7 protein-coding genes and 1 pseudogene are annotated in these 12,106 nt (G+C 62.7%); 6 read left to right on the top strand and 2 right to left on the bottom strand.

Annotation, left to right across the window (positions count from 1 at the left end; genetic code table 11):
- The first annotated feature begins 440 nt into the window (after window positions 1–440).
- Window positions 441–1,385 carry a 4-hydroxy-3-methylbut-2-enyl diphosphate reductase gene (gene ispH / locus GCT13_RS01065; RefSeq protein WP_152754922.1) on the top strand — a complete coding sequence of 315 codons (945 nt, stop codon included), beginning with the start codon at window positions 441–443 and terminating at the stop codon, window positions 1,383–1,385.
- Between the two features lie 11 nt (window positions 1,386–1,396).
- On the top strand, window positions 1,397–2,554 hold the full coding sequence (gene hpnH, locus GCT13_RS01060; RefSeq protein ID WP_152754921.1) for an adenosyl-hopene transferase HpnH: 1,158 nt from the start codon (window positions 1,397–1,399) through the stop codon (window positions 2,552–2,554).
- Between the two features lie 122 nt (window positions 2,555–2,676).
- Here hpnH and GCT13_RS01055 read toward each other — a convergent pair whose 3' ends face one another.
- On the bottom strand, window positions 2,677–3,282 hold the full coding sequence (locus tag GCT13_RS01055; RefSeq protein WP_152754920.1) for an MlaC/ttg2D family ABC transporter substrate-binding protein: 606 nt from the start codon (window positions 3,280–3,282) through the stop codon (window positions 2,677–2,679).
- 185 nt (window positions 3,283–3,467) lie between these two features.
- Between GCT13_RS01055 and hpnN the strand changes: the two genes are divergently transcribed.
- Both hpnN and GCT13_RS01045 read left to right on the top strand, forming a co-directional pair.
- On the top strand, window positions 3,468–6,086 hold the full coding sequence (hpnN, locus tag GCT13_RS01050; protein WP_152754919.1) for a hopanoid transporter HpnN: 2,619 nt from the start codon (window positions 3,468–3,470) through the stop codon (window positions 6,084–6,086).
- Between the two features lie 4 nt (window positions 6,087–6,090).
- Window positions 6,091–7,173, top strand: coding sequence for an MlaA family lipoprotein (locus tag GCT13_RS01045; protein ID WP_152754918.1), 1,083 nt, complete (start codon window positions 6,091–6,093; stop codon window positions 7,171–7,173).
- 133 nt (window positions 7,174–7,306) lie between these two features.
- Here GCT13_RS01045 and GCT13_RS01040 read toward each other — a convergent pair.
- A pseudogene (locus GCT13_RS01040) lies at window positions 7,307–7,680 on the bottom strand (hotdog domain-containing protein); the annotation flags it as partial.
- 112 nt (window positions 7,681–7,792) lie between these two features.
- On the opposite strand from GCT13_RS01040, the gene GCT13_RS01035 reads away from it, so the two are divergent.
- Complete coding sequence (locus GCT13_RS01035; RefSeq protein WP_227746689.1) at window positions 7,793–8,134, top strand: diacylglycerol kinase; 342 nt, start codon at window positions 7,793–7,795, stop codon at window positions 8,132–8,134.
- A 1,189-nt stretch (window positions 8,135–9,323) separates the two neighbouring features.
- A complete protein-coding gene (locus tag GCT13_RS01025) occupies window positions 9,324–11,081 on the top strand; it encodes a hybrid sensor histidine kinase/response regulator (protein ID WP_152754915.1) in 1,758 nt (585 codons plus the stop codon).
- The last annotated feature ends 1,025 nt before the right edge of the window (window positions 11,082–12,106 follow it).

Genomic DNA, 12,106 nt, shown 5'->3' with positions numbered 1-12,106 from the left:
AGCCGCGCTGCGATGCGCGGTTGCGGACGCGCGCGGCAACACCCGCCGCGACGACGCGCCAATCGTGGAAAACGACCGCTGTCCGATCATCGAATATGTGATAGACGGCCGTCTCGATGCGTTCAAGAATGCGCCATCCGTGAAAAACCTCGCAGAAAATTCAACGCCCGCGCCCAAATGTTGCGCAGCGTGCGGACGCGCGACGAGGCCCGATATTTTAAGGGTTCCCGTCACCGGGCGCAGCGAGTCATTTTTGCCGCGCGAAACACTACAGCCCAAAGCATCAAAAAAGCAAACAGACGGCGATAGCGTTAGAATGCGCGTTTGGTCTCGAGTATCGACTTTCGTCGGATTTAAGACAATCAACTATATAGACGCGGCGAACAGGTCCTTTTTACCGATCTGGCCGGAAACCCGCGTCAGTCGGAGTTCGCCAGCCTATGCGAGTCATCCTTGCCCAACCCCGCGGCTTTTGTGCGGGAGTCGTGAGGGCGATCGAGATTGTCGATCGCGCTTTGCAGCAACATGGCGCACCTGTTTATGTGCGTCACGAGATCGTCCACAACAGGCACGTGGTCGATAATCTTCGCCGCAAAGGCGCGCGTTTCGTCGAAGAACTCGATGAAGTGCCACAGGGCGCAGTTGCGATTTTCAGTGCCCACGGTGTAGCTCAAAGCGTCGAACGCGACGCGGAACGGCGCGGTCTGGATGTGCTCGACGCGACTTGCCCGCTCGTGACCAAGGTGCATGTGCAAGGACGGCAGTACGTCGCTGCGGGCCGCACGCTGATCCTGATCGGCCACGCAGGCCACCCCGAAGTGGAAGGCACGATCGGTCAGATTCCTGGGCCCGTGCTGCTGGTACAAAGCGAAGCCGACGTCGCAAAGCTGGAACTGTCCGTTGATACACCGCTTGCGTACGTCACGCAGACCACGCTGTCGGTGGACGACACGCGCGGCATCATCGATGCGTTGAAGCGCCGTTTCCCGGATATCGTCGGCCCCGATACGCGCGATATCTGCTACGCGACGCAAAACCGCCAGGCCGCCGTGCGCGAGCTCAGTTCGCAGGTGGACGTTCTGCTGGTGGTAGGCGCAACGAACAGCTCGAATTCGAATCGCCTGCGTGAAATCGGCAGCGAATCGGGCGTGCCGAGCTACCTCGTCGCCGACGGCTCCGAACTCAAGCTGGAATGGTTCGCAGGCGTCGGGACGGTCGGCCTTACGGCGGGCGCCTCGGCACCTGAAGAAATGGTCGAGAACGTCATTGATGCGCTTCGCGCACTGGGCCCCGTCGACGTTACGACGATGGCGGGACGTGAAGAAAAAGTTGAATTCAAGTTGCCGTCGAAACTGACGCAACCACTCGCTGCACGCGAAGTTTAAAGGAGGACGATTTGTCTATTCCGATGCTACAAAAAGTCCGGGTTGGCGCGTACATCATGCGTCAGCACCTGAAGGGCAACAAGCGCTATCCGCTCGCGCTGATGCTCGAGCCGCTGTTCCGCTGCAACCTCGCGTGCAACGGCTGCGGCAAGATCGACTATCCGGACCCCATCCTCAACCAGCGTCTGTCGCTGGCCGAATGCCTCGAAGCCGTCGACGAATGCGGCGCACCCGTCGTTTCGATCGCGGGCGGCGAGCCGCTCCTGCACAAGGAAATGCCGCAGATCGTCAAGGGCATCATGGCGCGCAAGAAGTTCGTGTACCTGTGCACGAACGCGCTGCTGATGGAAAAGAAGATGGACGACTACGAGCCGAATCCGTACTTCGTCTGGTCTGTGCACCTGGATGGCGACCGCGAAATGCACGACCACTCGGTGTCGCAGGACGGCACGTACGACAAGGCCGTCGCGGCAATCAGGGAAGCCAAGCGCCGCGGCTTCCGCGTGAACATCAACTGCACGCTGTTCAACGATGCCGTGCCGGAACGCGTCGCCGCGTTCTTCGACACGGTCGGCCCGATGGGTGTCGACGGCATCACGGTGTCGCCGGGCTATGCGTATGAGCGCGCGCCCGACCAGCAGCACTTCCTGAACCGTGAAAAGACCAAGCAGCTGTTCCGCGAAATCTTCAAGCGCGGCGACAACGGCAAGAAGTGGTCATTCAGCCAGTCGAGCCTGTTCCTCGACTTCCTCGCGGGCAACCAGACCTACGAATGCACGCCGTGGGGCAACCCGGCGCGCACCGTGTTCGGCTGGCAGAAGCCGTGCTATCTGGTCGGCGAAGGTTACGTGAAGACCTTCAAGGAACTGATGGAAACCACCGACTGGGACAAGTACGGCACGGGCAACTATGAGAAGTGCGCGGACTGCATGGTCCACTGCGGCTTCGAAGCGACGGCCGTGATGGACACGGTCTCGCATCCGCTGAAAGCGTTCAAGGTCAGCCTGACGGGCGCGCGAACGACGGGCGAATTCGCGAAGGACATCCCGCTCGACAGGCAGCGTCCCGCCGAATACGTGTTTTCGCGTCACGTCGAGATCAAGCTCGAAGACATCAAGCGCGCGGGCACGGGCAAAAAGGTGCAGACGTCAGCAGCCGCGTTGAACTGAATCTGATCGAGGCCGCATGAAAAAAGAGCGCAACGGTTCAAACCGTTGCGCTCTTTTTGTTCGTGCTTCGCCGCGTGGGCCTCGCCGTGCGGCGCGCGAAGCTATGCGATCAAGGCAGTTTGTCAGCCGGCGCTGCGCGCGTTGTGCTGCGTGAGGAACTTGATCAGGCCGTCGACGCCGCCCTTCGACAGCTGCTCCTGGAACTGCGTCTGATACACCTGGATTAGCCACGCGCCCATCATGTTGATGTCGTAAATCTTCCAGCCGTTCGCCGTTTTTTCCAGGCGGTAGTCGATTGAATCGTCGCCGCCGTTGCTCAGCACATGGGACTGAACGACGGTGTCTTTTGCATCGGCCGACGCGTTCGCTGGCTGGAAGCGGAACTTCACATCCTGATCGCGCAGTTGCGACAGCGATGCGGCATAAGTACCGACAAGCAGTTTCGTGAATTGCTCATACAGTTGTTTTTGCTGTTCGGGCGTCGCCGTGCTCCAGGCTTTACCGACTGCGATGCGCGTGGTGCGCTGGAAGTTCGTCGCGGGCACGAAATGTGACTCGACCACTTGCGTGATCTTCTTCATGTCGCCACCGCGTGCCTGCGGGTCGGCCTTCATCGCATTGACCGTGCCTTCGACCGCGCTCTTCACGATCGCATCAGGCGCGCTTTGTGCGAAAGCCGCGGTGGAGACCACGGCGGCCGCCAGAAAAGCAGAGATATAACGTTTCATACGCTCATCGGGACAATTGAGAATGACCCCGCGCGGAACAGGCCGCTTCCGCCGCGGGGGTACGGGCCAGTATACCGGCTTTGACGGGCCGCACTGCGTTCGCTTACGCGACCTTGCGCCGGCCGCGTCGGTATACTTGTGCCCTCTGCCAATAACACCAATCTGACTAGGTCCCGCTCGCGTACATGCTGAAGTCCTCAATCGTTCGCCTCGTTGTCTGGTCGGTGCGCCGTCCGCTGCAGGTCATCGGGCTGTCGCTCGTGCTCGCCGTGCTGAGCGCCATCTATGTCGTTCATCACTTCAAGATCAATACCGACACCAGCCGTCTCGTTGAGAACGATGCGCAATGGTCCGCGCTGGAAAAGCAGATCGACAAGGCCTTCCCCGATCGCGGACAAACGCTGCTCGTCGTCGTCGAGGCGGGCGCGCCCGAATACGCGAACGCCGCCGCCAACACGCTCGCCACGGAACTGCAAAAGGAAACGAAGGAGTTCGTCGCGGTATCCCAACCGGGCAGCGGGCCGTTCTTCGAAAAGAACGGCTTGCTGTTTCCTTCCGTCAGCGAAGTGCAATCGACAACCGGGCAGCTCGTCAAGGCGCGTCCCCTCATCAACTCGCTCGCGCACGATCCGAGCCTGACGGGTCTTGCGGGCACGCTGACAACGAGCCTGCTGTTGCCGCTGCAGATCGGCCAGGTGAAGCTCGCCGACATGAGCAACCTGCTGTCGCGCAGCGCGACCGTGATCGACCACGTGCTCGCCAACGAGCCCGCCGTGTTCTCGTGGCGCGCGCTCGTCGACAAGGACGCGGCGAAAGTGCCCGCGCGCGCGTTCATCGTGGTGCAGCCCGTCGTCAACTATGCGGCGCTGCAAGCGGGCGCGCATGCGTCGGAAGAGATTCGCAAGACGGCCGCATCGCTCGATCTCGATGCGCAATACGGCGCGCGCATCCGGCTGACAGGCGAGCAGCCGCTCGCCGATGAAGAGTTCGCATCGGTGCAGGACGGCGCGGAGATCAACGGCATCGCGACGTTCTTCGTCGTGCTTGGCATTCTGTGGCTCGCGCTGCGCTCGGGGCGCCTGATCTTCGCCGTGTTCGTCACGCTGTTCGTGGGCCTCGCGATCACGGCCGCGCTCGGCCTGATGATGGTCGACGCACTGAACATGATTTCCGTCGCGTTCATGGTGCTGTTCGTCGGGCTCGGCGTCGACTTCGGCGTGCAGTTCGGCGTGAAGTATCGCGAGGAGCGCAATCGTGACGACCGGCTGGCGGCCGCGCTCATTCACACCGCCTACAGCATCGGCGTGCCGTTGACGCTCGCCGCCGTCGCCGTTGCCGAGAGCTTCTTTTCGTTCCTGCCGACGGCTTATCGCGGCGTGTCGGAACTGGGCAAGATCGCGGGCGTCGGCATGTTCGTCGCGTACGTGACCAACATGACGCTGCTGCCCGCGCTCATCAAGGTGCTCAATCCGCCGGGCGAACCCGAGTCGCCAGGCTTCAAGTTCCTTGCGCCTGTCGACGACTTTCTCGACCGCAATCGCACGCCCGTATTGATCGCGACGGCCTTGGCGATCATCGGCGCGTCGCCGCTGCTGCTGCATCTGCGCTTCGACTTCAATCCGCTGCACCTGAAGGACCCGAACACGGAGTCGATGGCGACGCTGATCTCGCTCAACGACGCGCCCGAAGCCGCCGTCAACAACGTGCGCGCGCTCGCGCCTTCGCTGGCGGCCGCGGACACGATCGCCGCGCGGCTCTCGAAGCTGCCGCAAGTCGGCCGCACGACGACGCTCTCCACGTACATTCCCCCCGACCAGCCGCAAAAGCTCGCGCTGATTTCGGCGGCCGCCCAGCAGCTGTTGCCCGCGCTCACGCAAAAGCCCGCGCCGCCCGCCACGGATGCCGTGCGCGTCGCCGCATTGAAGCGCTGCGCGAACCAGCTCGCGCTCGCCTCCGAGGATCACCCCGGCCCCGGTGCCGCCGAAGCGAAGCATCTGTCGGATACGCTGACCAAGCTCGCCAACGCCGACGTCTCGACACGCGACCGCGCCGAACGTGCAATGTCGGAACCGCTGAAAATCTCGCTGAACCAGCTGACGGCCCTGCTGCAGCCAGCGGAAATCACGCGCGAGAACGTGCCGAAGGACATTGCGGACAGCTGGGTATCGAAGACGGGCCAGGCGCTCGTCGAGATTTCGCCGAAGGTGCCGCCCGGCACCGATCCCGGCGACGACGTGATGCTGCGCAACTTCGCGAAGGCCGTGAAGACGGCGGAGCCCGGTGCAATCGGCGGGCCGATCTCGATCCTGCATTCGGCGAATGTGATCATTACGGCGTTCCTGCAGGCGGCCGCGTGGGCGATCCTGTCGATCACGGTGCTGCTGTGGCTCACGCTGCGCCGGTTCGGCGACGTGCTGCGCACGCTCGTGCCGCTGCTGGTGTCGGCTATCGTCACGCTGGAGTTGTGCGTCGCGTTCGACATGCCGCTGAACTTCGCGAATATCATCGCGTTGCCGCTGATGCTCGGCGTCGGCGTGGCGTTCAAGATCTACTTCGTGATGGCATGGCGCCGGGGACAGACGGGCCTGCTGCAATCGAGTCTCACGCATGCCGTGCTGTTCAGCGCGGCGACCACGGCGACGGCATTCGGCAGTCTGTGGCTGTCGCACCATCCGGGTACATCGAGCATGGGACGGCTGCTGGCGCTGTCCCTTGTCTGCACGCTGACAGGCGCTGTGGTATTTCAGCCAGTATTGATGGGCAAACCGCGCGCTCGCCGCGCACTGAAGAAACAACAAGGATAGCCGCATGAAGATGCGAACAGCCGCGCTGGCACTGGCCACCGCGAGTCTTGCGACGGGGTGTGCAACGGGACCGGACCGGAAGCCCGGCGACCCGCTCGAGCCGATGAATCGCGCGATTTTCACTTTCAACGATGCACTCGATCGCACCGTCGCGGTGCCGATCGCGAAGGGCTATCAGAAGGTCACGCCGCAGCCGCTGCGCCAGGCGATCAGCAACTTCTTCTCGAACCTCGGCGATCTGGATAACTTCGCCAACAGCCTTCTGCAATTGCACATCAAGGACGCAACGGAAAGCCTGATGCGCTTTGCGATGAACTCGACGTTCGGCATCGGCGGCCTGATCGATTTCGCGACGCCTGCCGGCCTGCCGAAGCACAAGCAGGACTTCGGCCTGACGCTCGGGCGCTGGGGCGTGCCGTCGGGTCCGTATCTGGTGCTGCCGCTCTTCGGGCCGAGTTCGTTCCGCGACGGCCTCGGCTATTTCGTCGATTTCCGCGCGAATCCGATGACGTATCTGGACGCGGAGTACAAGTACCCGCTGTACTTCCTGCAGTTCGTCAGCGTGCGTTCGGATCTGCTCGGCGCGACGACGCTGCTGGAACAGGCCGCGCTCGACAAGTACTCGTTCGTCCGCGACGCCTACACGCAGCAGCGCCGCTCGCTGCTGCGCAGCGCCGGCGCACCCGCTTCGAATCTGCCGAACTATAGCGAGCCCGAGGATTCGGGTGCGGAGGCGCCTTCGGGGGCATCGGGCGTGGCGCCGTCGACTGTTCCGGGTGCGGCGCCCACCGGCTTGCCGAACTACGAAGCCCCGGGCAATGCCGCGCCGCCGGAAGGCGCATCGGGCGCAGGCGGGGCAAAGCGGACGCCGCCCGCCAATGACGACGGCCTGCCCAACTACGAAGATCCGGGCGACACGTCCGCGCCGCCGCCCGCCTCGACGACGGCGCCCACCGACGGTACGCCCGCGCCCTCTATGTCGAACCCGTCGGGGGCAGCGCCGGGGCAAGGCGCGGCTCCCGCTGCAAAGCAGCCGGACGCGTCGCCGTCACCCTCGTCCTCACCCGATAAGTCCCCTTCGCAATAAGCCGCTTTTGTTTTTTTCCTGTGGATGCAAAAAATCCCCAGCTGGTCACGCAACCAGCCGGGGATTTCTTGTGTAATCGACTCAGCTAGCCGAGAAGGATAACGGCGATCAACCGCAACCGTCGCGCCGCGCGTCAGTGCGCTGCGTCCGCTTTCTGATCGACGGCATCGACCGCTTCGGCATCTTCCGAAGCCGCAAGCATCGCTGGTTGATGCTGCATCGCGCGCAGCTTTTCGCTGTAGCGCTCGAATGCCTCGTCGGCGTAGCGGATCTTTGTGCGGCCGTGCGGCGCCGGAAGGCCGTTTTCGTCGAGATTCACGAACACCATCTTTTCGACGGTCAGGATGCTCTTGCGCGTGATCTTGTTGCGCACTTCGCAGCGCAGCGTGATCGACGTCGTGCCGAAATGGGTCGCCTCATGCCGAGTTCGATGATGTCGCCCTGCCGCGCCGAGCTGACGAAGTTGATCTCGGACATGAACTTGATCACGACGAGCTGGTTGCCTAGGGAGACGTCTCGGTGCTCGGACTGAATCACGCTCCACGTGCTGGCCGCGCAGGACCTACACGGTATCCTGCCGATGAGAGAATCGGAGTGAATCATGACGAAAAGGAGCTTCATGCAAAGCGTCGGCGATGCGCTGGCCGGCGTTGCCGCCACCTGGCGAACGCAGCGCAGCTTTCGCATCCAGGCAGGGTTCGCGGCCGCATTACCTCTGGTATTGGTTTGGTTACGGCCGCCGCTTGTGTTTTCGGCGCTATGCCTGACGATGGCCGTGCTGGTCCTCGCGGCCGAGCTCTTCAACACAGCCCTCGAAAGACTGGCCGACCACTTGCATCCCGAGCATCATCCTGCAATCGGTGCAGCCAAAGACTGTGCTGCGGGAGCCGTGCTACTCGTCTGCGCAGGCGCCGGTCTCGTCGGAATACTCACGCTGGTTGTCGTGTTTGCGGAAGGGTAGCGCTTGTCTGCAGTCCTCTGGCACAACGAGAGCGGCTTCGTACGGAGCGGAAACGGTATTCATCGCCTTCGGCATGCTCGTGCTCATGGGGGTTGGACAAGACACTTGGCGACAGCATTGCTGGCCGCGAGTCCGGCGTGGTTGACGGCCTTCACAACGTCGCTTTAAGCAACCAGACGCGGATTTTACTGGTCCGGGCACGAAGAGGACTGTAGTTTCGGCCGTCCTCCTCCGGGCGATGGTTTGAAGCCCGTTCAACTGAAATATCCGGTTTCAGAACTCACATGCTCATGGTCAACAATGCGTGCGTTTGCGGCGTTGAGGAAATGAACGGCGAGAAGCCGTTCCGCCAACTGAACGCAAAACTATGGAGCCGACCATGAAAAACAGGAACGAGCAGTCCCTGCGCTGGCAGGTGGAAAAGTGGCTGGCACCCGTTCCTGTGGCACCGGTTCATGTCACCAGGTTCGGTCACACGGGATGGCGCGGGCGCTGTGTGCGCGTCGAGACTTCGTCGTCAGTGGGAGCGTACGCGTTGTTCTTCTTCAGGCGCGGTGACGGCAGTTGGTCAGTGCTCCCGTCCACTGCCGACATGCGGAAGTTGACCACAGAGCACTCTCTCGTGCCGGTGACGGCCGTCACCTGTTGAGGTGGCACTTCGTCCTCACTTCGTCCTTTTTGGTGCTGCACTGCACCTGCCGGACACGAGGTGGTCGACTCCCAAGCGACCACCTTCATTATCTGACCGCCTGGATACCCGACGGAACGGCCATTTCGGTTTCGGGCCCGCCAGGTCCGAGGTATAAATATGTGCCGGGCTTCGCGGAGTTTTCAGTGACGCTGTCGTCGGTGAGGTGGCCTCGCGTGAGGTGGGGTGGACCCTACCCGCCTGCATCCCGGGGGGCGCAGCGATGTTCGGGCAAAAGGGGCTCGCCTGCTTCTCCGTGCCGGCAATCTTGTGGTCGCCACCGAAATGACCTTCACCCCGGGATTGAACGAAGAGCACACGTAGTCAGCCTGCGGCTAGCTGAAAAGACGAGGCAGTAACTGCGGTCGACCGCGCATACAGCCGTTTGCAGCATTCGCTGTCCTCGGCGTGCACGGTCATCCGGAATTTCATCCTTGTGCATCTACAATTGACGATGGTCCCCCACAGTCGCACCAGAATGACCAACCGGAGAGAGTGCTTATGCATGAGCTTTCCGCATCTTTCGCCGTCAATCGCGTCCAGCGCGCGGGAGCGCTGGTGACGGAAAAGCTCGACACCCGTGCGCGTCGTTCGCCGGACCTTGCCGCGGAAATCGAGGCGCTGCACGCGCTCGCCCAGGCGCTGAACGCACCGGGTTCCGCCATGCTTCAGACGCTCGTCGGCACGGCGCTCAAACTGTGCGCTGCTGGCAGCGCCGGCATCAGCCTGCGTGACCACAACAGCGGCAATGCTTCCGCATTTCGCTGGGTAGCGGTTTCGGGCCGCTGTGCAAGCCTCGTGGGACTCCCCGTTCCATCCGACAGCCCTGCCGGGGTCACGCTTGAACTGGGTGCGCCCCAGCTGTTCGATGCTCCCAAACGCCAGTTCGACTGCCTGGCCCGCGTCGCTCCAGACGTGACGGAAGAACTGGTTGTGCCAGTTCCGGGCTCGCCCGAGCCATGGGGCGCGCTGTGGGTCATGTCCCATGACCCTGACCACCGCTTTGACGGCGAGCACCGGCGCATCCTGACGAGCCTCGCAGATTTTACGTGCGCGGCATTGACCGTCACGCAGGCCAGAGCCGACGCCGAGGCGCGGGCCAAAGAAGCCGAAGCGGCACGGAACGCATTTGCTGCCAATGAAGCGCAAAAGGACAGTTTCATTGCGACCTTGGGCCATGAGCTGCGTAATCCGCTCGGCCCGATTGACAGCGCGCTTGCGGCGGCGCAAAAACTGGCGACCGACAACCCGGCAGTGCTATCGGCGCTCGCAGTCGCCGACAGGCAGGTGCGGCAGTTGAAGCGGCTTGTCGGCGACCTGCTGGACGCGTCCCGCATCCGGCACGGCAAGCTGTCTGTCCGTCCCGCCTACGGCCTGCTTGGCGACATCGTGAAGGACGCGATGGCGGCCGTCGCAGAAGAGGCCGTGCGACGCCAGCATCAACTGCATGTGACGCTGCCGTCCTATCCGGTGACGGTCCTTGCCGACGCGGCCCGTCTGACGCAGGTTATCTCGAACCTGCTGGGGAACGCCCTGAAATACACTCCATCGGGTCACGGCGAAATCAGCCTGCAGGTCGACGCGCCCGACACTGCCACGATACCCGCACATGACTCAACGCCCCGGGAAGCCATTATCACGGTGCGAGACAACGGAATGGGCATCGAGTCCGGGCTGCTGCCCCACGTCTTCGAGATGTTTGCCCAGTCCGCGTCGGCTCGCAGGCAGGGCGGAGGCGGTCTGGGGCTTGGCCTGCCCCTCGTCCGGTATCTGGTCAATGCTCACCAGGGCCAGATTGCCATCGCCAGTGACGGCGAGGGCAAGGGTACCGAGGTCGTCGTGCGCCTGCCCATCGTCTGCCGAAGCCAGGGTGAGCATCTTGCGCCCACCAGCCACGGAATAGCACCGGCGCGCATCCTGCTGGTGGACGACAGCGCAGACACCACCGAGGCACTGGCGACCCTCCTGGCGCTCGACGGTCACGAGGTGAAACGCGCGGGCAGCGGACTGGAAGCGCTATCGCTGGTGGAATCGTTCACACCGGACGTCGCGTTGATTGACATCAGCATGCCGGGCATGAACGTGCACGAACTGGCGTGGTGCCTGCGCCAGCTCGCGCAGTGCGCGTCGACCCGGCTGGTCGCGCTGACCGGATACGCCACGGCGGACTCTGCGACCGAAGGTGTGGAAAGCGAATTTGACTGTTACCTCATCAAGCCGCCTTCGCTCGAGGACCTGGCCGACGTCCTCCGCAAATAACCCGACTGCGACTGTCATCCGTTTCCTGAAGCGTACCGGGACAGGCTGTGCCTGCATCGTGACGCGTTGCCTCGCGCAGGAGCCGAAAAAGCCAGGCGCCGCAGGCTAGCTGGAGCTCAAATTATCGCGGGCGCGTCGGGGCGAAGTGATGCCGTGCGCCTCCTGCAGTAGCCGCTCGATGGCATCAAGCAGTCGCCCTATCGGCGTGGGCTTCCTCAGGAGGACGTCCCACAGCGGTTCTGTCGGACAGGGGCGCTGCTGCGCATGTCCGCAAGCCGGCGACAGGTCGCTTTTACACACCAGCATTCGAAATCTTCAACTCGGCTATCCGGGTCCCTGTCAGCAGTCGAAAGGCAACCGGCCGAGGCACGCCAGCTCCCGTCGCGTGGCTCATCGGGAGCAGAAAATCTAGAACAGAAAGCGTCGGACATTCTTGACGTGTTTGACTCAGAATCCGAGGCCGAGCACCTCGCTCTGGAATGGACACGTGCATGGGTAGATAACCAGGGCCGAAGAAAGGAAACTGGTGTGCCGACGACAATTCCGCACCAACCTGGTAGCCCGCAATTTGGCAGTTACGTCCGCCAAAATATCTGCTGCGACCCAGCGAAATTCGCGCGATACCGAAATTGCCCGCCTCGCCTCCTCGCGGGTTCTTCACCGATGGATGGCCCGCCACTGCGGGCTTTTTTTCTCAGACCGCGGCAGTCTCGCTCACGCATCGGCAATCGCATTGGACTCTGCGAAGAGTGCACCAGGCTTCAGGGTTGCTTCGCTGACAACGTCCGGGAGAATTTCGGTCAATGCGGAGGCGCAGTGGCAATCGAGCACTACCGCTGCGAAAAGTGCAGAAGCTTCAAGGTTCGGTAACTTCGCGGGTGTTCAGCTGAACAAATCTGCACGACGACTTCCGAGGCTAGACATTGGGCACACCTCGCGACCTGACGCGTCGAGCACGCCCGACATGAGCGAGTCTCGAAGCCCGATGACGGTGGTCACACGGTCGCGGGTCAAGATACTCGAGG

The organism is Paraburkholderia franconis (genome assembly GCF_009362735.1).
Classification (GTDB): domain Bacteria; phylum Pseudomonadota; class Gammaproteobacteria; order Burkholderiales; family Burkholderiaceae; genus Paraburkholderia; species Paraburkholderia franconis.
The sequence above is the reverse complement of the archived record's forward strand: the minus strand, read 5'-3'. Positions and strand labels throughout refer to the sequence as shown.

What these genes read in the sequence shown, in the direction of transcription:
- hpnN (WP_152754919.1), top strand. Translation starts at nt 3,468, where the DNA reads ATGCTGAAGTCCTCAATCGTTCGCCTCGTTGTCTGGTCGGTGCGCCGT.
- ispH (WP_152754922.1), top strand. Translation starts at nt 441, where the DNA reads ATGCGAGTCATCCTTGCCCAACCCCGCGGCTTTTGTGCGGGAGTCGTG.
- GCT13_RS01025 (WP_152754915.1), top strand. Translation starts at nt 9,324, where the DNA reads ATGCATGAGCTTTCCGCATCTTTCGCCGTCAATCGCGTCCAGCGCGCG.
- GCT13_RS01045 (WP_152754918.1), top strand. Translation starts at nt 6,091, where the DNA reads ATGAAGATGCGAACAGCCGCGCTGGCACTGGCCACCGCGAGTCTTGCG.
- GCT13_RS01035 (WP_227746689.1), top strand. Translation starts at nt 7,793, where the DNA reads ATGCAAAGCGTCGGCGATGCGCTGGCCGGCGTTGCCGCCACCTGGCGA.
- GCT13_RS01055 (WP_152754920.1), bottom strand. Translation starts at nt 3,282, where the DNA reads ATGAAACGTTATATCTCTGCTTTTCTGGCGGCCGCCGTGGTCTCCACC.